At 64.1% G+C, this 21,053-nt stretch carries 19 protein-coding genes and 1 pseudogene; 9 read left to right on the top strand and 11 right to left on the bottom strand.

The genetic code is table 11. The features are described 5' to 3' along the window. Positions 1–25: 25 nt before the first annotated feature. On the top strand, positions 26–1,162 hold the full coding sequence (locus tag RND78_RS19475) for a glycerate kinase (RefSeq protein ID WP_312731383.1): 1,137 nt from the start codon (positions 26–28) through the stop codon (positions 1,160–1,162). Positions 1,163–1,169: 7 nt separating this feature from the next. Here RND78_RS19475 and RND78_RS19470 read toward each other — a convergent pair whose 3' ends face one another. After that, positions 1,170–2,093 (bottom strand): LysR family transcriptional regulator, encoded by a 924-nt coding sequence (locus tag RND78_RS19470; RefSeq protein WP_312731382.1) that lies wholly within the window; start codon positions 2,091–2,093, stop codon positions 1,170–1,172. Between the two features lie 123 nt (positions 2,094–2,216). Here RND78_RS19470 and RND78_RS19465 point away from each other — a divergent pair, with 123 nt between their 5' ends. The 3 genes from RND78_RS19465 to RND78_RS19455 all read left to right on the top strand — a co-directional run bounded on the left by RND78_RS19465 (position 2,217) and on the right by RND78_RS19455 (position 5,198). Next, entirely contained in the window at positions 2,217–3,275 is a 1,059-nt protein-coding gene (locus tag RND78_RS19465; RefSeq protein WP_312731380.1) for a tartrate dehydrogenase, read from the top strand. Positions 3,276–3,385: 110 nt separating this feature from the next. Next, entirely contained in the window at positions 3,386–4,720 is a 1,335-nt protein-coding gene (locus RND78_RS19460) for a dicarboxylate/amino acid:cation symporter (protein WP_312731378.1), read from the top strand. 70 nt (positions 4,721–4,790) lie between these two features. After that, positions 4,791–5,198 (top strand): hypothetical protein, encoded by a 408-nt coding sequence (locus RND78_RS19455; RefSeq protein WP_312731375.1) that lies wholly within the window; start codon positions 4,791–4,793, stop codon positions 5,196–5,198. Between the two features lie 186 nt (positions 5,199–5,384). Here RND78_RS19455 and RND78_RS19450 read toward each other — a convergent pair whose 3' ends face one another. After that, positions 5,385–6,299, bottom strand: a complete 915-nt coding sequence (locus tag RND78_RS19450) for an AraC family transcriptional regulator (RefSeq protein WP_312731373.1) — start codon at positions 6,297–6,299, stop codon at positions 5,385–5,387. Positions 6,300–6,408: 109 nt separating this feature from the next. Here RND78_RS19450 and RND78_RS19445 point away from each other — a divergent pair, with 109 nt between their 5' ends. From RND78_RS19445 to RND78_RS19425, 5 genes and pseudogenes are all read left to right on the top strand, one after another. Continuing rightward, positions 6,409–6,969, top strand: coding sequence for a carboxymuconolactone decarboxylase family protein (locus RND78_RS19445; RefSeq protein ID WP_312731372.1), 561 nt, complete (start codon positions 6,409–6,411; stop codon positions 6,967–6,969). After that, the gene (locus tag RND78_RS19440; RefSeq protein WP_312731370.1) at positions 6,962–8,065 is read left to right on the top strand and encodes an acyl-CoA dehydrogenase family protein; all 1,104 of its coding nucleotides are present in this window, start codon (positions 6,962–6,964) and stop codon (positions 8,063–8,065) included. Before RND78_RS19445 ends, RND78_RS19440 begins: the two co-directional genes overlap by 8 nt. Next, positions 8,062–8,892 (top strand): annotated as a pseudogene (locus RND78_RS19435) (ABC transporter ATP-binding protein). Before RND78_RS19440 ends, RND78_RS19435 begins: the two are co-directional and overlap by 4 nt. Further along, complete coding sequence (locus RND78_RS19430; RefSeq protein ID WP_312731368.1) at positions 8,858–10,057, top strand: ABC transporter substrate-binding protein; 1,200 nt, start codon at positions 8,858–8,860, stop codon at positions 10,055–10,057. The pseudogene RND78_RS19435 and the gene RND78_RS19430 overlap by 35 nt, the downstream one beginning before the upstream one ends. A gap of 20 nt (positions 10,058–10,077) precedes the next feature. Further along, a complete protein-coding gene (locus RND78_RS19425; RefSeq protein ID WP_409457083.1) occupies positions 10,078–10,815 on the top strand; it encodes an ABC transporter permease in 738 nt (245 codons plus the stop codon). A 202-nt stretch (positions 10,816–11,017) separates the two neighbouring features. On the opposite strand, the gene tldD is transcribed toward RND78_RS19425, so the two are convergent. The 9 genes from tldD to RND78_RS19380 all read right to left on the bottom strand — a co-directional run bounded on the left by tldD (position 11,018) and on the right by RND78_RS19380 (position 20,878). Continuing rightward, the gene (tldD, locus tag RND78_RS19420; RefSeq protein ID WP_312731366.1) at positions 11,018–12,463 is read right to left on the bottom strand and encodes a metalloprotease TldD; all 1,446 of its coding nucleotides are present in this window, start codon (positions 12,461–12,463) and stop codon (positions 11,018–11,020) included. Positions 12,464–12,474: 11 nt separating this feature from the next. Beyond that, entirely contained in the window at positions 12,475–13,818 is a 1,344-nt protein-coding gene (locus tag RND78_RS19415) for a metallopeptidase TldD-related protein (protein WP_312731365.1), read from the bottom strand. 18 nt (positions 13,819–13,836) lie between these two features. Then, positions 13,837–15,084 (bottom strand): thioredoxin family protein, encoded by a 1,248-nt coding sequence (locus tag RND78_RS19410; RefSeq protein WP_312731363.1) that lies wholly within the window; start codon positions 15,082–15,084, stop codon positions 13,837–13,839. Positions 15,085–15,093: 9 nt separating this feature from the next. Further along, a complete protein-coding gene (locus RND78_RS19405) occupies positions 15,094–16,839 on the bottom strand; it encodes an ABC transporter ATP-binding protein/permease (protein WP_312731362.1) in 1,746 nt (581 codons plus the stop codon). 22 nt (positions 16,840–16,861) lie between these two features. Then, the gene (locus tag RND78_RS19400) at positions 16,862–17,287 is read right to left on the bottom strand and encodes a biopolymer transporter ExbD (RefSeq protein ID WP_312731361.1); all 426 of its coding nucleotides are present in this window, start codon (positions 17,285–17,287) and stop codon (positions 16,862–16,864) included. Continuing rightward, positions 17,287–18,033: a MotA/TolQ/ExbB proton channel family protein gene (locus RND78_RS19395; RefSeq protein ID WP_312731359.1), complete on the bottom strand. Its 747-nt coding sequence runs from the start codon at positions 18,031–18,033 to the stop codon at positions 17,287–17,289. Before RND78_RS19395 ends, RND78_RS19400 begins: the two co-directional genes overlap by 1 nt. A 22-nt stretch (positions 18,034–18,055) precedes the next feature. Next, a complete protein-coding gene (locus RND78_RS19390) occupies positions 18,056–18,871 on the bottom strand; it encodes an energy transducer TonB (RefSeq protein ID WP_312731357.1) in 816 nt (271 codons plus the stop codon). A gap of 561 nt (positions 18,872–19,432) precedes the next feature. Continuing rightward, positions 19,433–20,365, bottom strand: coding sequence for a FecR domain-containing protein (locus RND78_RS19385; RefSeq protein ID WP_312731356.1), 933 nt, complete (start codon positions 20,363–20,365; stop codon positions 19,433–19,435). Continuing rightward, positions 20,366–20,878, bottom strand: coding sequence for a sigma-70 family RNA polymerase sigma factor (locus tag RND78_RS19380; RefSeq protein ID WP_312731354.1), 513 nt, complete (start codon positions 20,876–20,878; stop codon positions 20,366–20,368). Positions 20,879–21,053 lie beyond the last annotated feature (175 nt).

Raw genomic sequence — 21,053 nt, 5'->3', positions numbered from 1 at the left:
GGGCAATAACAACGGAGAATCGCCCATGAAGATCGTCATCGCCCCGGATTCCTTCAAAGAAAGCCTGTCTGCCGCCGGCGTTGCCCGCGCGCTGGCCCGCGGGCTGCAACACGCCTTGCCGAATGCAGAGCTGATCGAGTGCCCACTGGGGGATGGCGGCGAGGGCACCCTGGATGCCGTGCTGGCGGCGACCGGCGGAGAGGTACGCCGGATGCAGGTGACCGGTCCCCTGGGCGAGCCGGTGACTGCCCGCTGGGGTTGGCTGGCCGGGCAGCGCACCGCCTTCGTCGAGATGGCCAGCGCCAGCGGCCTGGAATTGGTGCCCAGGGCGCGGCGCGACGTGCTGGTCGCCACCTCCCGCGGCACCGGCGAGTTGCTGCACGCGGCGCTGGACGCCGGCGCCGAGCGCCTGGTGCTGGCCATCGGTGGCAGTGCCACCAACGATGGCGGCGCGGGGCTGCTGCAAGCTCTGGGCGTGCGGTTGCTGGATGAGCAAGGGCGGACGCTGGTACCTGGCGGGGCGGCCCTGGCACAGCTGGCGCGGATCGAATTATCGCCGCTGCATCCCCGCCTGACGGAGGTAGAGGTGGTCATCGCCGCCGATGTCGACAATCCCCTTTGCGGGCCCCAGGGCGCCAGCCACATCTTCGGTCCGCAAAAGGGTGCCTCGCCCGCGCAGGTCCGCCAGCTCGACGAGGCCCTGGCGCATTTCGCCACGGTCACCGCCGCGACGCTCGGCCATGACGTCCGCGAGCAACCCGGCGCCGGGGCTGCCGGTGGGGTCGGCTTCGCCGCCCTGGCCTTTCTGGGGGCCACCTTCCGCCCGGGCATCGAGGTGGTCGCCGAGCTGGTGGGCCTGGACGCGGCGCTGGCCGGCGCCGATCTGGCACTGACCGGAGAAGGACGGCTGGACGGCCAGACCCTGAGAGGCAAGACCCCTGCCGGCGTGCTGCGCCTGGCCCGCCGCCATGGCGTGCCGGTGGTGGCGGTGGCCGGGTCCCTGGGCGAGGGCTATGACGCCCTCTACGAACAGGGCCTCGCCGCGGCCTTCAGCCTCGTGCCCGGCCCGCTTAGCCTGGAGGAGGCCCTGGCCCAGGCCGAGGTACTGCTGGAACGCACCGCGCAGGATATCGGTCGGCTCTGGCGGACTGCGAAAGGCTAACGCCCGCTCAGTCCGCTTCGCCAGCTGGGTCGTCGAGGTGGTCGATGCGCTGAAAGCGTTCCACCAGGAAGTCGATGAAATGCCGCACCTTGGCCGACAGGTGATGGTGCTCGGAATAGACCGCATAGACGTCCGCCGAAGGTGGCCGGGCGTCTTCCAGCACCCGGCGCAGGCGCCCGCTGCGTACGTAGCGGGCGATGTCCCATTCCGCCCGGAGCAGGATGCCGCGGCCCTCCAGGGCCCAGTTCAGGGCGACCTCGCCATCGTTGCAGCTCAGGTTGCTGCGCACCTTGACGCTGCGGGTGCGCGAGCCTTCGAGAAATTCCCAGACGCCATGGATGCTGTCGTTCTGCCGCAGGAAGATGCAGTTGTGGGTAGTCAGATCCTGCAGCCGCTGCGGCGTGCCGTGGCGCTCCAGGTAGAGCGGTGAGGCGCACAGCAGCCGGCGATTGCTGGCGATGCGCCGGGCGTGATAGCCAGCATCGGGCGCCACGCCGAAGCGGATGCCCAGGTCCAGGCCATGGGCGGCCAGCTCCATGGGGTGGTCGCTCAGCAGCAACTGGGTCTCCACCTCTGGATAGCGATCGATGAAGGCCGCCAGCGCCGGCCCTATGTAGCGGCGACCGAAGCCCAGGGAGGCGTTCACTCGCAGCAGGCCCTTGGGCTGGCCGCGGCGACTGGCGACCATATCTTCCACCGCTTCGATATCACTGAGGATGCGTCCGGCGTGGCGGAAGTACAGCTCGCCCTCGGGTGTCAGCCCCAGGGAGCGGGTGGTGCGATTGACCAACCTTACCCCGAGGCGCTGCTCCAGAGCGGCCAGTCGCTTGCTCACCGCCGGCGGGGTGATGCCAAGTTCGCGTGCCGTGGCGGCGAGGTTGCCCTGCTGGGCCAGAAGGTGGAAGAAGCTGAGGTCCTGAGGGCGACTCATTGTTAACCGCAATTCACTTAAGTGATGATTTGAGGTGAATCCTAGCTCAGATTTCACTACCTATACTCGGCCCAACGCTGCCAGTCGGCGTCCCACCCAACGACAAGAACACAGGGCCCAGCCATGAAGAACTACAAGATCGCAGCCATTCCCGGAGACGGTATCGGGGTCGAAGTCATCGCCGCCGGCCTCGAGGTCCTCGACGGCCTGGCCAAGCGCCTGGGCGGTTTCGCCTTCGACGTCAGCCACTATCCCTGGGACTCGGAGTACTACCTGGAGCATGGTCACTACATTCCGGCAGGAGGCCTGGAGGAGATCAAGCAGGCCGACGCCATCTTCTTCGGTGCGGTGGGTAGTCAGAAGGTGCCGGACCACATCTCCCTCTGGGGGCTGCGCCTGCCGATCTGCCAGGGTTTCGACCAGTACGCCAACGTCCGGCCGGCGCGGGTGTTGCCAGGGGTGAAAAGCCCGCTGACCAATGGCCAGGCCATCGACTGGGTGATCGTGCGGGAGAACTCCGAAGGCGAGTATTCCGGCAGTGGCGGGCGGGTCCACCAGGGGCTGCCCATCGAGGTCGCCACCGAGGTCTCCACCTTCACCCGCGTCGGCGTCGAGCGCATCCACAGATTCGCCTTCGAACTGGCCCGTAGCCGGCCGGCCAAGCACCTGACTCTGGTGACCAAGTCCAACGCTCAACGTCATGGCATGGTGCTGTGGGACGAGGTGTTCGCCGAAGTGGCCAAGGATTATCTGGACGTCCGTACCACCCGCGAACTGGTGGACGCGGTGACCACCACCATGGTGCTCAAGCCGGGCAACCTGGACGTGATCGTGGCCACCAACCTGCACGCCGACATCCTCTCGGACCTGGCCGCGGCGCTTTCCGGCAGCCTGGGCATCGCGCCCACCGCCAACCTCAATCCCGAGCGTAGCTTCCCGTCGATGTTCGAGCCCATCCACGGCTCGGCCTTCGACATCACCGGCAAGGGCGTGGCCAATCCCATCGCGACCTTCTGGACCGCCGCGCTGATGCTCGATCACCTCGGCGAGCGCGACGCCAGCGCCCACCTGATGCGCGCCATCGAAGAGGTTACCGCCAGCGGTCTGCACACCCCGGACCTAGGCGGCACGGCCACCACGCGCCAGGTCACCGACGCCGTACTCGAACTGATCGCCCGCTAGACCGGCGGCGCCACCCGCGGCCAGGCGGCGCGGGTGGGCCAGCGCCCGCACTTCCATCGGGGCCCGCTCGCACGGGTCGCCTCCATTACAAGAACAACAGTGGACCTCCCATGAAGCGCCTACTCGGAAAACTCTACGTTCAGGTCGTCATCGCGGTCATCGCCGGTGCATTGCTCGGCGTCTTCCATCCCGATTTCGCCACCTCGCTCAAACCCATCGGCGATGCCTTCATCAAGCTGATCAAGATGCTGCTGGCACCGGTGATCTTTCTCACCGTGGTCACCGGCATCGCCAAGATGAACGACATGAAGGAGCTGGGTCGGGTGGGCATACGTGCCTTCATCTACTTCGAGGTGGTCTCCACCCTGGCGCTGATCGTCGGCCTGGTAGTGGTCGATACCTTCAAGCCCGGCGCCGGCATGAACATCGATCCGGCCACTCTCGACAGCTCGGCCATCGCCAGCTACACCGAGGCGGCCAAGCACGAGTCCTTCATCGCCTTCATGCTGCAGATCATTCCCAACACCCTGGGGGACGCCTTCGCCAAGGGCAACATCCTGCAGATCCTGCTGTTCTCCATCCTGCTCGGGGTGGCGCTGGCACGCTGTGGCGACAAGGGCAAGCCAATCATCCGTACCCTCGATAGCCTGATGCACGGCATGTTCGGCATCGTCAACATCGTGATGCGCCTGGCGCCGCTGGGGGCCTTCGGTGCCATCGCCTTCACCATCGGCAAGTACGGCTTCGGTTCGCTGTTCTCCCTGGGCAAGCTGATGGCCTGCTTCTACCTCACCTGCATCTTGTTCGTCGCCTTGGTGCTGGGGCCAATCTGCCGCGTCGCCGGCTTCAGCCTGTGGCAGCTGCTCAAGTACCTCAAGGAAGAGCTGTTCACCGTGCTGGGCACCAGTTCATCCGAGTCGGTGCTGCCGCAGATGATCCGCAAGATGGAGAACGCCGGTTGCTCCAAGCCGGTGGCCGGCATGGTCATTCCCTCGGGGCTGACCTTCAATCCGGATGGCCAGGCCATCTACTACACCGCTGCGGCCACCTTCATCGCCCAGGCCACCAATACGCCGCTGAGCCTGACCGACCAGCTCATCATCATGGCCGTGCTGATGCTCACCTCCAAGGGGTCGGCTGGCGTCACGGGGTCGGGATTCATCACCCTGGCGGCGACCCTGGCCAGCCTCGGTACCATCCCGGTGGCGGGCATGGTGCTGCTGCTGGGCGTGGATCGTTTCATGTCGGAGGCCCGGGCCATCACCAACACCATCGGCAATGGCGTAGCGACCCTGGTCATTGCCCGCTGGATCGGGGCGCTGGACATGCACCGACTGAAGGCCGCGCTGGATGGCAAGCCGATTCCTGCGCCGGAGGCCGAGGTTCAGGATCGCGTGGCGGTGGCCGAGCCAGGCCTGACGGCGTTGAGCGGCAAGACGCTCTAGGAGGGTCACACTGGTCGGGTGGCGGGATTTACCTCATGCTGGGCGTCTCGCTCCCCGATCAACTGGCGCCATGACCACGTCCTCGATCCCGCGTAGCTGCCTGCTGGCCGCTGCGCTGCTAATGATGCCACTGGGCTTCGTCCAGGCGGCCATTCCCAGCCTCAAGCCCACTGCCTCCTGCGTGCGCAGCGCCTTTCTGCTGCACTGCCGGGACGGGCAGGGTGGTTGGTACGGCGTGGCGGTGCAGGGCAACGACACCCTGATGCGCGGCTTCGATGCGGCATCCGGCCTGACCTGGGCGCAGACCAGCACCCGCCTGGGCCGGTTGCAGTTCTTCAGCGGGCTGAGCAGCGACGGTAACCTTTGGCTGGGTCGCACCCGGCAACTGGGCTGGAACGTCATCAGTCGCTTCTCCACCTCCCAGGGCGATAGAGCCCGTACCAGTTGCAATCGCGTGGCCGGGTGCGAGTGGCGCTGAGCAAGAGCCTACCAGGCCGTTTGGTCGTCCAGCAGCACCCGATTGCGCCCCGCGTGTTGCGCCCGATGGAGCGCGGCGTCGGCGCGGGCGAGGGTGGTTGACCAGGACCGCCTAGGGAGGTCTTCGGTCTGGCGATCAACCGAGCGGTGCATCGAGCGCCGGGCGCGGCAGGACGCCCCGTCCACGTTAGTCACGGGTATCGCGCTTGCGGCGTCGATAGGCGCCGGGCGGCAAACCCTGCTCCTTGGCGAAGGCGCGGACGAAGGCGGCCACCGAGCGATAGCCGACCCGTTCGGCCACGGCTTCCACGCTGTGGTTGGCATCCAGCTCCCGGCAGGCGCGGCGCATGCGCAGGGCGAGCAGCACCTGCCCCGGGGACTGGCCGCCGGTTTCCTGAAACTTCTTGCAGAAGGCCGAGCGCGACAGGCCGGTGACGGCGGCCATGTCCAGCAGCGACCAGGGCTGCTCGGGGGCGGCGATCAGCCGTTCCAGCAGGGGGCCGAACTGAGCGTGGCGGGCCAGGGCCACCAGGCCGCCATGGCGCTGGTCAGGGTCGTTCAACTGGTCGCGCAGCACATAGAGGAACAGCAGCTGGCCCAGGCGCGCCAGGAGGGAGGCCGAACTGTGCGCGGCGCCAGCTTCCTCACGGATCAGTTGGAAGAGGGTGCGGGCGGCCTGGGCGTTCTCGTCCGCGGCACGCAGGACGATCACTGCCGGCAGGGCGCTGACGATGAGGCGCGACAGGCCACCGGCGAAATCGAAGAAGCCACAGACCAACCCGGTCCCTTCACCGGCTCTTTCGTTCAGGGAGCCCAGGGTACCGCGGGGCAGTTCGCGGGCCTCGACCTGGTGGGCACTACTAGCCAGGCGAAAGGGCAGGTCGTGCAGCAGGAAGATCGCATCCCCGCTCGCCAGCGGTCGCACCGGTTCGTCTTCCAGATGCAGCCAGCACTCACCCTCGACCACCAGATGGAAGCTCGCGCGTGCCTGTCCCTGGGTAGACGCCTGCCAGGCACCACAGTAGCGACCGGCGTGAAAGAGGCTGGCGTCGCATTCGAGGCTGTCCAATAACCATTCGGTCGAAGCACTGGAAAAACTCATCTAAGCGGTGGACTCATGAGCAAGGGATGACGACTTTAGAATATGGAAACCCATTCTTATTACCAAGAAACTTGTCGGCATCCCCTCTGTCTCTTCCGGAGTCGAAGCCATGTCCCGTCTGCCGATCCTCACCCCTGAAACCGCTCCGGACGCTGCCCGGCCGTTCCTGGAGAACGCCTGCCAGGCGTCCGGCTTCATCCCCAACCTGCTGGGGGTGCTCGCCAATGCGCCAGCGGCGCTGGAGACCTATGTCACGGTGTCCGGGCTCAACGCCAAGACCAGCCTGAGCCTGGCGGAGCGGGAGGTGGTGCAACTGGTGGCGGCCACGACCCATGGCTGCGACTTCTGCGTGGCCGGGCATACCGCCGTCGCTACTCACAAGGCCAGGCTGGACGCGGCAACCATCGCGGCCCTGCGCAGCGGCGCGCCGCTGCCTGAGCCGCGGTTAGAGGCCCTGGCCGCCTTCGCCCGTGCGGTCATCGCCCAGCGTGGGGCGGTGACGGATGCCGAGTTGCAGCGATTCGTCGCGGCGGGCTACACCTCGGCTCAGGCATTGGAGGTCGTGCTCGGCGTGAGCCTGGCGACCCTGTGCAATTTCGCCAACGTCCTAGCACAGACGCCCCTGAACCCAGAGCTGGCGGCCTATCGCTGGGAGGCGGCCCATGGCTGAGTCCGCGCTACGCCAAGCGGCTCCGGTCGGCGACACCCTGGGGGATTGGCTGGACGAACACGCCGAGGCCCTCGACCAGGGCATTCTCGATCCCGAGAGCTTGTTGCCGCGGTTGGCCCAGGAGGGTCGCTTCGGTCTCGGCGTAGCTCGCGAGCTGGGTGGCGCGGGGGGTAGCCTGGGGCAGGCGGTGGAAGGCATCGCCGGTCTGGCCGAGCATTCGCTGACAGCGGCCTTCGTCTGCTGGGGGCAGCGGGCTTTCATCGAGTACCTGCTGCAGAGCCCCAACACGGCGTTGCGCGAGCGCTTGCTGCCTAGCCTGCTTAGCGGCGAGCTGGCCGGCGCCACCGGGCTGTCCAATGCCATGAAATTTCTTTCCGGCCTGGAAGAGCTGCAGATCGAGGCCCGGCGCGACGGCAACGGTTGGCGGCTAAACGGCCGCATGCCGTGGGTGACCAATCTGCGCAAGACGGGTTTCGTGGTAGCCGGCGCCGTGGCCCGCCAGGGTGAGCAGCGACCCTTCGTCGCTGCCTTGCCCAATTGGGTCGCCGGGCTACGCCGGTCCGCCGATCTGCAGTTGCTGGGCCTCCAGTCCAGCAACACCGCCGCCCTGGACCTGATCGAGGTGCCGCTCGACGAAGACTGGCTGCTGCACGAAGAGGCGCGCTACTACCTGCCGCGGGTGCGTCCGGCCTTCCTGGGCTTGCATTGTGGCCTGGCTATCGGGCTGGCACGGCGTAGCCTGGCCGAGGCCCGCCAGGTACAGGGAGAAGGACGCCGCACCCTGCAGAACGAACTCCAACCGCTGGAAGACCAGCAGCATGAACTGGAGGCGCGGTTGCTCCAGGGACTGGCGGACGAGCGTTTCATCGCACAGCCGGCGGAGCTGTTCCGGCTGCGCATCGGTCTGGCCGAACAGGCCGCGGCGGCGGTCCAGCTGGAGCTTCAGGCCCGCGGTGGCGGCGCCTATCTGCGAGAGCGCGGCGATGCCTTTGCGCGGCGCTGGCGAGAAGTCGCCTTCGTGCCCATCGTCACGCCCAGCCTCACCCAGTTGCGCGGTGAACTGGCCCGCCATGCCGCTCTCAAGGATGGCGCATGACCGTCGTGCTCAGTGCGCGCGGCCTGGCGGTGGGCTATCCGCAGGCAAGCGGTTGGCAGCCGGTGCTCAAGGATTTCGCCTTGGACGTGGCGCCCGGCGAGGTGGTCAGCCTGCTCGGCCCCTCGGGGGTTGGCAAATCCAGCGTGCTAAGAGCCCTGGCAGGCCTGCAACCGGCGGCCCAGGGCGAGGTGCGGCTGCTCGGTGAGCCGCTGCTGCGCCCGCATCCCCAGGTGGCAGTTGCCTTCCAGGACCCGTGCCTGCTGCCCTGGCTGACGCTGCGGGACAACGTCGCCTTCGGCCTGGATTTTCGCCGCCAGCCGCGACTGCCGGCGCAACAGGCACGCCAGCGGGTGCAGGACGCCATCGCCGCGGTAGGTCTCGCCGCTGCCCAGGAGCGCTATCCGGCCGAGCTTTCCGGTGGCATGGCGCAGCGCACCGCGCTGGCGCGCTGCCTGGCGCGCCAGCCCAAGGTGCTGCTGCTGGACGAGCCCTTCGGTGCCCTCGATGAGGTCACCCGGGGCGACATGCAGCAGCTCCTGCTGCAACTGGTGGCGCAGCAGGGTAGTGCCGTCGTGCTCATCACCCACGACATCGACGAGGCGCTGCTGGTCTCCGACCGGGTTCTGCTACTGGGCGACCACCCAGCGCGGATCATTGGCGAGTGGCGCATCGAGCTGGCGTAGCCGCGCACCGACGCCATCGAGGCCCTCGGCGCCCTGCGTATCGAGATCCTGCGAACCCTACGGCGGGCGAGCCGACCCAACCCCTTACTTCCCGCAGCGGAGTCTGCCCATGTGCCTGCACGATCCCCGTCCCTCGCGCCGTGAATTCCTCAAGCTGGCCGCACTGTTCAGCGCCGCCGGTGCCTTCCCCCTGTTGCGCAGCCTGGAGGCACGCGCCGCGGCCGAACCCGATGCGCCGGTACGCATCGGCTATCTACCCATCACCGATGCCACGCCCTTGCTGGTGGCCCATGCCCGCGGGCTGTTCGCTGCCGAGGGCGTCCAGGCGGAGAAGCCCGTGATGCTGCGCAGCTGGGCGCAGGTGATCGAAGCCTTCCTCGCCGGTCAGGTGAATGTCATTCATCTGCTGTCGCCGATGACCGTCTGGGCGCGCTATGGCAGCCAGGTGCCGGCCAAGGTGGTGGCCTGGAACCACGTTGATGGCTCGGGCCTGACCGTGGCGCCGGACATCCAGGAGGTACGCCAGCTCGGCGGGCGCACGGTGGCGATTCCCTTCTGGTACTCCATCCACAACGTGGTCGTGCAGGCATTGCTGCGCCAGCACGGGCTCAAGGTGGTGAGTCGGCCGGCCGAGGCGAGTTTGGGGAGTGACGAGGTCAACCTGCTGGTGCTGGCCCCGGCGGATATGCCACCGGCGCTGGCCAGCCGCCGCATCGCCGGCTACATCGTCGCCGAGCCCTTCAACGCCCTGGCCGAGAGCCAGCAGGTCGGGCGCATCCAGCGCTTCACCGGCGACATCTGGCGCAACCATGCCTGCTGTGTGGTGTTCATGCACGAGCACGACCTCAACGCGCGGCCGGAGTGGTCGCAGCGGGTGGTCAACGCCATCGTCAAGGCCCAGGCCTGGACCCGGGAAAACCGCGCTGAAGCGGCCGCCCTGCTGTCCCGCGAGGGCAGTGGTCGCTATACGCCCCATCCGCGCGGCCTGCTGGAACAGGTGCTGGTGCCGAACGCCGCGGCGCGGGGACGCTACCTGGGCGACGGTGCCATCCGCCACGCCGGCTGGCCCGAGGCACGCATCGACTTCCAGCCCTATCCCTTCCCCAGCTATACCCGCGAACTGGTGACCCGCCTCAAGAGTACCCTGATCCAGGGCGACGCCGGCTTCCTCGCCGCCCTGGACCCGGAGCACGCCGCCGCCGACCTAGTAGACGACCGTTTCGTCCGCCAGGCCATCGCCGCGGTGGGCGGCATGGGCACCTTCGGCCTAGCCGAAAGCTTTGCCCGCCAGGAGGAGATCAGCGTGTGAGGAACCAACGCCTCGAACGAATCCTGCTCGGCTGCACCGGCCTGCTGGTTTTGGTCGTGCTCTGGTGGGCGGCGGTGCAGGGGCTTTCGGCACCCGGCAGCCTGGTTCGCCGCTTCGACCCCGGCACCACCTTCGTCAGCCTCTGGCAGTTGCTGGCCAGTGGCGAGCTGTATCCGCACATCCTGGTCAGCTTGGAGCGAGTCCTGATCGGCCTGGGCCTGGCCTTGCTGGTCGGGGTACCCCTAGGGTTACTGGTAGGCTCCTGGCGCGCACTGGAAACTGCCACTACGCCGGCCTTTCAGTTCCTACGGATGATCTCGCCGCTGTCCTGGATGCCGCTGGCGGTGATGGTCATGGGGGTAGGGGACAAGCCCATCTACTTCCTGCTGGCCTTCGCCGCGGTCTGGCCGATCCTGCTCAACACCGCCGCCGGCGTACGCGGTCTGGACCCGCGCTGGCTGCAACTGGCCGACAGCCTGAGCGCCACCCGCTGGGAAGTCCTGCGGCGGGTGGTGCTGCCCGGGGTGCTCGGCCAGGTGCTCACCGGGGTGCGCCTGGCCATTGGCATCCTCTGGATCGTGCTGGTGCCCTGCGAAATGCTCGGCCTCAGCGCCGGCCTTGGCTACTACATCCTCGACACCCGCGACCGCCTGGCCTATGGCGAGCTGATGGCCCTGGTGCTCTTGATCGGTCTCCTAGGCTTCGCCCTGGATGTCCTGGCGCGGCAGCTGCACCAGCGCTTGCTGCCACGGGGATAGCCCATCCCGCCTACTAATGCGCCCTAAGTGTGATGTTTCAGAAGTTATCTACACAATTTTGGCGGCGCTTTTTGCCGCAGAGGCGGATCTCTCCGGGCGGCGTTGCCGCTCCTCGCCATAGCCCTGCTATGACTCGTCGCGGCGCCTGGCCCGAAGACAAAAACCACTCGTCAATTCTTGCGCGAACGTCTGAAACACCACACTAGCTACCGCCAACGATCAGGTTATCGATTTTCAACGTAGGTTGACCGACGCACACCGGAACGCTTTGCCCTGATTTTCCGCATACCGCGCCGCCGCCATCGAGTGCCAGGTCGTTGCCGACCATGCTGATCTGCCGAAGGGTGTCAGGGCCGTTGCCGGTCAAGGTCGCGCCCTTGATCGGCCGGGTGATCTTGCCATTCTCGATCAGGAAGGCGAGCTCGCTTTCGAAGGTGAACTGGCCGCTGACGATATCGACCTGGCCGCTACCCAAGTCCGCCAGGTAGATACCGTTCTTGACGCTTGCGATGATCTCCTCGGGATAGTGCTCTCCTGGAAGCATGAAGGTATTGGTCATCCTGGGCATCGGCAGATGCGCGAACGACTGCCGCCGACCGTTGCCGGTTGACGGCACCTTCATGAGGCGGGCGTTCAGGCTGTCCTGCATGTAGTGGGTGAGCACGCCCCCTTCGATCAAGGTCGTGCACTGACCGATTTCTCCCTCGTCATCGATATGGAGCGAGCCACGGCGTCCCGGCAGCGTTGCATCATCGACGATGTTGACGACAGGAGAGGCGATCCGCTGCCCCCTCTTGCCCGAATAGACGGAGGTGCCGTTCCGGTTGAAGTCGCCTTCGAAGCCATGCCCCATGGCTTCGTGAAGCAGCATCCCCGGCCATCCCGGACCGATGACCACCGGCATTTGCCCCGCTGGCCCGGGCTGGGCGTCGAGGTTGGTCAGCGCGGATTGCACGGTGCGCCGTACTTCGGCAGCCAGGGCCACACCACTGACGGCGCCCAGATCCGCTCGACCACCGAGGCGACCGCTGGCCTTTTCGACGCGTCCTGCTTGGCACGCCTGGACTTGGAACTGGATGAGCACCATGGGTCTGACGTCTGCTGCAAGACCGCCGTCTTCGCGAACGATCAACACCACCGAGTGGTGCAACTCCAGGTTCGCGAAGACCTGGCTGACGCGGGGGTCGCAGGCGCGGGCCATATGATCCACGGATTGCAGCAACGCGATCTTGTCGGCGGTTTCAGCGGCCGTCAGCGGATCTAGCGCGCCATAGGTGCCGCTTTTTTCCACGCGTCGCGACTGGACGCTGCGCCGTAAGGCGCCATGGGTGGCAACGGTGCGTACCGACTTCGCCGCGTCGAGCAATTGCGCCTTCGTGATCTCCTGGGAGTACGCGAAGGCTGTCTCGTCGACACTCAACGCCCGTAGCCCAAAGCCCTGGTCGACGGAGAAGGCGCCGGATCTGACGATGCCATTTTCCATCATCCATCGTTCGTGACGGCTACTTTGCAGGTAGAGGTCGGCATAGTCCGCATGGTGCGTCATCACGCAATCGAAAACGCTCTCGAGGTCCGAGATGTCCAAGCCGTAGGGTGTCAACAGCGTGTCACTGGCAAGGGCGATGTAATCAAGGTGCTGGTTTGACATGGTTTTATCTCTTACTGGCCGGCAACGTGCATCTCATCGATCAGGATGGAGCCGCTGGTAAAGGCACCTTGCGTCACGCAATCGCTGCCCACGGCAACGATCCCCATGAACATCTGCTGGAGGTTTCCGGACAGCGTCACACCGGTTACCGCATGCTTGATTTCGCCGTTTTCCACCCAGAAACCTCGGGCGCCCCGTGAGTAGTCACCCGTGATCAAGCGTACTCCGTTGCTCACGAGCGTCGTGACGAGGAAGCCCGTGCCGAGCTTCTTGAGCATCGCCGCGAAGTAGTCGGAGGGCTCGGTCAGGGCGCTGCCAAGCCGGAGATTGCCGGGGCCGTAGCCGTTTCCCGTCGGGGACAGGCCCAAGCGTCGCGCGCTGTACAGGGACAGGAGGTAGCCCCTTAGATCGCCATTCTCGACCAGCAGTCTTTGCCTGGGAGCGATACCGTCGCCATCGACATTGAAGCTCGCCAGGGCGCGAGGAATGAAAGGATCTTCAGCCAGGCTCAGATGACGGCTCATGACCGGCTCCCCGAGTTTTCCCACCAGGAAGGTCGATTTCATGAACAGCGCAGAACCGCTAACCGCCTGGGAGAAGTGGGCCAGTAGACTGGTCGCGGAACGGGGATCGAAAAGCACAGGGCACCGGCGAGTGGTAAGCGGCGCTCTGTCCAGGTAGGCCTTTGCCGCCGCCCCTGCGCGCCGCCCGACTTCTTCCGGCTCGAGGAGGCTCGCGCTCTGTCTGGCCGACTCCAGCCAATGGTCTCGCTCGCTGTATCTGTCGTTACGCGCGATGGCGCCAGCGACCAGTGTATGCAGCGTCTGGGCTGCTCCCGCATTGAATCCTTCGCTGGTCGCCAGTTGAAAATAGGATTCCTGGGTCGTCACCCGCGCGTCTTCGCTCTGCACGGCAGGGCCGAGCTCGCCAATACCATTCTCGATGCGCTGGGCGATGGCAACGGCCATGTCCTCGGACAGTGCCCAGGGATGATAGAGATCCAGGTCGAGCCGCGGCTGACCAAGCAGCTCGCGTTCTGCAGGCCCGCTGGCCGGATCGTCCTGCGTATAACGAGCGATGGCACAGGCGGCTTTCACCGATTCCTCCAGGGTTCTGCCCTTGAGGTCAGTCGAATTCACCGAGCCTTGGCGTGCCCCGGTAAAGACGGTCAGGGAAAAGCCACTGTGAGCTTCGCGAGTGCGAGAAACCACGCGACCTTGCCGCATACACAGCGACAGCCCTTGGCTGCGCGAGAGACTGACCTGGGCTTTGTCTGCACCCTGTTGGCGCGCAAGGCTCAGTATCTCTTGCGCAATATCGCCCAGCTCTTCTCCCGTATCTGATGCTTCACTCATCACGAATTCCTTTCGCTATCAGATACGCAGGAGCTGCGGTGCCTGCTTGAGTGCGGCGATCAGATGAGCCCGCGTCGCCGAATGCACCCCATGCAGCCCTTGAAGGTTGTTTTCGATGAACCTTGCTTCTTTGGCCTGGTATTCACCGTTCTCGTCGAGCCACTGGGCATGCAAGGCGGTTAGCTCTTCTGGAGAAAACTTGCCGGTGGCGGTCTGAGCCTCGCGCTCCGAAAACCAGTAGAAGCGTCTTCTTTCCATGTCGCGGTCTTCCGCTGTCCAGCCACACTGATGTTGACCGACACTGAATGAAAGGTCTCCGGCGAGGCGAAAAACCGCCGCCCATTCATCATGCTGATTGCAACCTGGTATCGGGGATAGTTCGAGGAGCACCTTCGCCAGCCGCTGGATTGCCCGGTCAGGATGCTGTTGCAGGCTTTCCGCCCGGCGTTTTATCTCGTCCATGGCCGCTTCATCGACAGGGTCGCCCTGCAGATGCTTTTTGCATTCCTTCAACCAGGCACAGCGTAAGGCATCCGCTTCTGCGGCAACTGCCAGCAGGCCAGGCCAGTCGAAGGTAGGCTCTTTGAGGTAGTCGTAGAGGACGAGTGCCGGTACCCGGCTAAGATCGGTGCCTACGGTCAGCGCCAGCGAGAGTGACCTGATCGTTTCCGGGGAGCTTGCCTTGACAAAGTCCAGGGCATGGCCGACGGCCGCGGGAATACCAGTGACACGTTCGAAGACCTCGATGTCGGCGTTATGGACCATGGCGGCCGCGAGAGTGCCTTTCCCTTCTATCCAAAAGGGATGGGGGCTGGCTTGAACCAGCCCTTCAAGAGCCTGCTGCTCCAGGCGAGAAAACAGGAACTCCTTGAGTTCAGGATCGCCGTAGAACGCAGGATACTTGGGGGTATCTGCACGAAGCACGGGCGGACGCTCGAGCACGATAGCGTTGCCGGTCATCCATTTCGTCAGCTGGTCGAGGGTTTTGACGCCTACCTCGCGGCTGACTTCTTTTCCATCCTTGAACAGCAGGAGGGTGGGAATGCCACGAACATTGAAATTGGCCATGGCGTCTGGATATTGCTCAACATCCAACTTGGCAACTTTCAAGGCCCCAACGGACAGCACCGCTAATTTCTCCAGATTCGGTGCCAGTGAGCGGCAGGGAGCACACCAGGGCGCCCATAGATCGAGAAGAACAGGCGTGCTTGAATGGAGGACGTCTTGTTCGAGCGTCTCTCCAGTGACCTTAACTACTGTGGACATGTTAATTCCTTAAGTCTTGGGTGTGAGATCGAGCGTTTGACTGTGGTATTGCGCCAGGGAGGTGCGATGGGCAACGCTGATGAGGGTGGTATCGGGAAGCGCCTCGACCAGGGCGGTATAGAGGCGATGCTCTGTCTCGGGGTCCAGGGCGCTCGTTGCTTCATCCAGGAAGAGATACTTGGGCCGCTGTAGCAGTACCCGGGCAATGGCGATGCGTTGCTGTTCGCCGCCAGACAGGGACTGTTGCCAGCGGTCATACACCGTCAGGGAGTCAGCCAGCGTGGGCAGGGCGGCGTCCTGAAGTGCGCGGCGACACGCCTCGTCGTCGAACTCGGTGCCGGCATGGGGATAGCACAGGGCATCCTTGAGCGTGCCCGTGGGGATGTAGCTTTTCTGCGGTAGAAAGAGGGAGCTACTGGTCTGGGGGAGGGCGACCTTGCCGCTGCCATAGGGCCAGAGGCCAGCGCAAACCCTCAGTAAGGTGCTCTTGCCGCTGCCAGAGCGTCCCGTTATCAGCCACCGCTCACCCGGTCGAACCTGCCATTGCTCGAGATAGGTCAGCGCCTGCCCGGTAGGGGTATGGAGCTGCAACCGGGTGCAGGACAGCGATTCGTCTGCCGTGTGGCTGTACTCGATGGCACTGACCCTGTTCTCTGCCTTGTTGATGGCCCACTGGAAATCGCGCAGCCGATTCGTCAGCGCCAACCAATTGGTGAACGATATATAGGCCTGGGGAAAATAGGCGATGGTGTTGGAGAGCATCGCGTAGGCGCCGGTAATGCGCACCATGTCGCCATAGGTGATCTTGCCATTCAACAGTAACGGCAGCGCCAACAAGGTGGGCAGCAGGCTGAACAGGTGAGAGAACATGTGCTGGCCGAACATAACCTTGAAGGTTCGGTTGATGATGCTGATGGTATTGGCGCGAACCCGTTGGAAGCGGTCAGTCAGGTGCCTGTTCTCGATATCGCCGCCGCGGTAGAAGGCGACTTGCTCCGCGTATTCCCGGACTTGCATGCCCTGGTAGCGAAAATCCGCCTCGACCGTCTGTCTGTGGTTGTTCAAGCCAATCAGCACCTTCCCTAGCCAATGGGAAAGCCAGAGGTGCAGGGCACAATAGGTATAGGCGGCAAAGACCATATAACCCGGTATCGATACCTGGGTGTCATCGATCTTGAAATCCAAGGTCCCTGAAATATGCCAGAGCAGTATCGAATAGGTGACGGCATTGACTATCACGCCAGTGACTGTGGTTAGCAGCGTCAGCGAAGTATCCGTGGTAAGACGGATATCTTCGGCAATCCGCTGCTCGGCGTTACTGACCAGGCCATCCCTTTCTATCTGGTAGAAGTGGGCGTTTGCCGTCCATTTTTCCAAGAAGTTATGGGTCATCCAGGTCCGCCAGCGCAGATCGAGGTAACCGGACAGCGCGGTGCTGACGATGGGCATCAAGACCGTTATCAGGCCAAGCAGCATGCTGGCCACCAGCAGGGGCTTGAGCGCCTCCCAGTTCAAGGCCACGAGGGCGTCGGTCAGGCTGCCTTGGACTTTATTGAGCTTGACGTGCCCGTAGGTGGCCGTGAAGGAGATGGTGAGTATTGCCGCCAATAATCCCAGGGCAATCCAGCTTTCATTCGACCGCCAGAACGGCAGCAGCAATTGGGCAATGGTCGGTCGTTCCGCGAGGGGCTTCACCTGAGGTTCGTCAGGCAAAACCCTAGCGGATCCGCGTTCTGCAGATGGGGTGGCATTCATGGTCGATTCGACTTGCTTGCTGTCAGGGAGCCGGTCTGGCGTCCGTTACAAAGTCGATCTTCGAAAGACCGGTACCTTGCGCCTTCATCATGAAATTCGCGACTCGCCCATATTCCACGGCTTTATCGGCATAGATCCGCAATACCGGTACCGGGTCCCGGACAGCGGCTACTGCCAGCTTCTGGTCAAGTTGCTGGTCGGTGACCGGCTCTTTGTCCCAGAGTATTTGGCCGTCGGCCGTGATGGATACATCGATACCCTTGTCATCCTGGGAGATGACCTGGGCGTCCCCCTTGGGGAGATCGACCTTGACTGCCTTGTTTATGACCGGCAGGGTGATGATGAAGATGATGAGCAGCACCAACATGACATCGATCAGCGGAGTCATGTTGATATCGTTGACGAGCGCCTCGTCCGAATCGAATTGCGATCCACCCGACATGCTCATCAGGCATTCCCCCTTTGCGTGGCGATCACCGGCCGCACCTTGTCCTTGGCTTGTCCTTGGCTGGCGGGAGTGGCCAGGTTTACCCGGGCGCCGGTCAGGAAGAAGGCGTGTAGGTCATGGGCGAAGCGACTGAGCTGGTGCACCGCGCCCTTGTTGTTCCTGGCCAGGGCGTTGTAGCCAAGCACCGCGGGAATGGCTACGAAGAGGCCGAAGGCGGTCATGATCAGGGACTCACCCACCGGCCCAGCGACCTGGGAAAGCGAGGCATCACCGCTGGCGGCGATGGTTTTCAGCGCGTGATAGATACCCCACACCGTACCGAACAGACCCACGAAAGGCGCGGTACTGCCAATCGATGCCAGGATCGCCAACCCGGCCTGGAGCTTGGCGATATGCTCATCCAGCACTTCTTTCAGGCAGCGCGCGAGCCAGTCGCTGAGGTCGAACCTCTGGTGGAGCTCGGAGCTGCGCTGATGCTGGTGAGCGTTGGCTGCATGCCCCGCGATGGCGAGTGCGTAGAAGGCATTATGCTTGGGATCGCCCAGGCCACTGACACCTTCTTGAAAGCTGCTGGCGTGCCAGAACAGCTGCGCGTTCCGCTGCATCTTTCTGGCCCTGTAGGCTTGCAGGCCCTTGACCGCCATGACGGTCCAGGAGAGCACTGACATGATGATCAGCACCACAGCCGTCGACTTGGATACGTAATCCGCTTGCTGCCAGGCATACGCCAATCCGAATTCTTGCATCTGTAGTTACCTCTCGGGCTGTTTAACGACTAAGGCTGAAGTTGATGGGCTGGGCAGCACGCACGGAAAGGGCGCGGCCGTTTTCCCGGTAAGGCTCGCAACTGGCATTCAGCACCGCTTGGCGAGCGGCTTGGTCGAGCTCGGCTGAACCACTGGAGCGGGAGACTTGTGCGCTTTGCACCTTGCCGCTGGTGTCGATGACCATCGAGATCAGGACGGTCCCTTGTTGGCCGAGGCGCCGGGCTTTGCGCGGATACTCCGGGGTGGGCACTCGGCAGCCGACGGTCTGGACATCCTTGGGCCCCGAGGCCGGTAGTTCGAGGGACTTCTCGGCCACCGCCGGTTGGGCGGGCGCGACCGGCGCCGGCTTGATGGGGAGAGGGTCTTCAGCGACCGGCAAAGGTTCGGCCGGCGGCTTGATAGGCGTGGGCTTCTTGACCGGCTGTGGCTTGGGTTTGGGCACGGGTTTCGGCGGTACTGGCTTTTGCTGCGGAACCTCCGGTTTCGGCTCGGCAACGGTGCGCTCTGCCTCCTTGGCCTTCATCACCGGCGGCTCTGGTGGCGCCACGACTGGCGCGACGGGCTCGGGAGGCGGAGGGGGCGGCATTCTGCTCATGGTTACCCGGACGGCAGCGGGCGCTGCCACCAGCGAGATCTCCTTCTGGCTGGTCTGCGTCAGGAACAGCGCGATCAGCGCAACGTGGGCCAGGATGACCGCCAGGGCAATGGGCACGAGTTGGAGGCGCGAAGTGCCTTGCACCGGTGGTGGTTCTTGCTCCGGCACCCAAGGCTGGTGCTCGGTGCGATTCTTCAGTTGCAGATTCAGATTGGTCATCATTCCGGCTCTAGCATTCATGGACATGGACTGCACTCAAGCGAGCTACTCGCAGGCAGGAGAGGTCACTGCACGCTGATTGAAAGCGGCTTCCGATCGATGCCGGACTCGGACTGCTGAAACCACGCAGGTCAACCTCGATCAACACGGCCTCAGCGCTGTGAGACAGTGACAAGTCGATGGCCCTGACCCAGGAGGCAAGGGGTAAGGTAGGGGGGCATGTGGTGTTCAAGCTCACCTCATCTTTTCTTCTCTATAAGGTCTGTGCGGCGAGAAGAAAAAAGTGACAGTGCCCGAGCAAACTTTTTTTCACCTGGCGCCATTCCTCGGGCGTGGCGAGGTGGCTGACGGGATGAGCGACTACCGCTATCGGGGGTGGATAAGGGCGCCGGAGCGGGGGGAGGCCTGCTATCGCGCAACGCCTGGGCAAGCCTAGTAGGCAGGGAGCGGACAGGCGTCCGGGAGCGGGCTGTCTGGCGGCTAGCGGCGGAAGGAGGCAGCTCGGGAGAGAGGGGAGGCCACGATGGGTAAGGGCGGCTGCGACCCTAGTGGGTCTGAATGACGTCAGGCGCTGCTGATCGTCACCCAGTAATCGGTGGTGCGGGACACGCGAATAGGGAAGGTTTGCGCCAAGGCGTCCAGCGTGAAATCGGTATCGTCCAAGGGGAACAGCCCACTCACCCGGATGGCGGCGGCTTGCGGGGATATCCGTACTATGCCGGGACGATAGTCGCGCAGGGCATCGATGAGCTCGCTGAGCGGTCGATTGTCCATTTCGATGAAGCCATTGATCCAAGCGACCTCGGCGGCCGGATTGATCTTGATCGCTGAGAGATCGCTCGCCGTCATCAGCGCACCCGTAGCAGGTTCCAATTGTAGGGAGCGGTTGCCGCGATTCACTGCAACCCCCGATGCGGACAGGGCCGCTATCCGTACCTGATCTGCGCGCTGGGTCACGACGAGCTTCCCGCTGTTGACCTGGATCAGGCCCGCCGTGGTGGCGATCTGCAGAGGTATAGCGGAGGCGGCAACCGCTACGTGGATCTGCCCTTTGAGTAGCTCGATGCGCCGCTGGGTGCTATCGAAGCGGGTGTCAACGACGCTGCGGGCATTGAGGATCAGCGTCGAGCCATCGGCGAGTGTGGTCGTCTGGCGTTGGCCTGTGCGGGTGCTGAGATCCGCGAGAAAGGCATCGAGTGGTGTATAGCGATTGACGAGCCAGCCGCCAGCGTAGGCGACCCCCGCAAGGGCCAGGGCATTGCCCAGGAACTGACGGCGACCTGGATTCTGTAGCGTCGAGCGCACTTCCGGGACGGCGCCGAACTGGGGGATTCGCCCGAGCGTCCGTTCGAGTCGGCGACAGGCCTGTTCATGAGCCGCATTCGCCGCGCGCCATTGCTGAAATCGCTCTCGTTCGGCCGCACTCATCTCCCCTGAATGGACTTGAACCATCCAGGCGACAGCTTCTTGGGCTACCGGGTCGAGACTAGGGCGCATTCAACTCTCCGCTGCTATGGCGTAGCACCTGGTCAGCGCCTGGGTCATGTACTGGCGCACCATACTCGCCGATACACCCAGTTCGATGCCAATCTGCGCATAGGTCATGCCGTCCAGCTGGCTATAGAAGAACGCCTTGCGTGCCTTCGTCGACAGGCCTTCCAGGGCTTTGTCGATCGCAACCAGGGTTTCCAGCAAGAGATGCTGCTCTTCGGGCGAGGGGATGACATGTTCGGGGGCGAAGGACAACGCCTCCAGATAGGCCTTCTCCAGCGTACGGCGGCGCGAGATCTCATACATCACGCGATTGGCGATGGTGGTTAGCATCGCGCGCGGCTCGCGCACCTCGTTCAAGCCGGGCAGCGTTGAGAGGTGCAAGAACGACTCGGACGCCACATCCTCAGCATTGAATCGGCAGCCCAGTCGATAGCGGAGACGCTCGGTCAACCAGCGATAATCGCTTCGAAAAATCTGGGTCAGCAGGTCGGCTCTTTCCAGCGCAGCAGAGGCCATACTTCTTCCTCATGCAGAGGGTTCATCCAGTAGTGACCCTGACAGGTGTCACAAAATGGTGGCAATGCAACTCGGATGCCATGTGCCTGAGAGGGGGCTGTGTAGAGCTGGATGAGGCCAGGACTGCCCGTGGTGCGCAGTGCTGCCTCCGATCAGGGCAGAACGCTGCTTTTTG

Source organism: Pseudomonas oryzihabitans (assembly GCF_032027545.1).
GTDB lineage: Bacteria > Pseudomonadota > Gammaproteobacteria > Pseudomonadales > Pseudomonadaceae > Chryseomonas > Chryseomonas oryzihabitans_F.
This window is presented reverse-complemented; position numbering and strand designations above follow the sequence as displayed.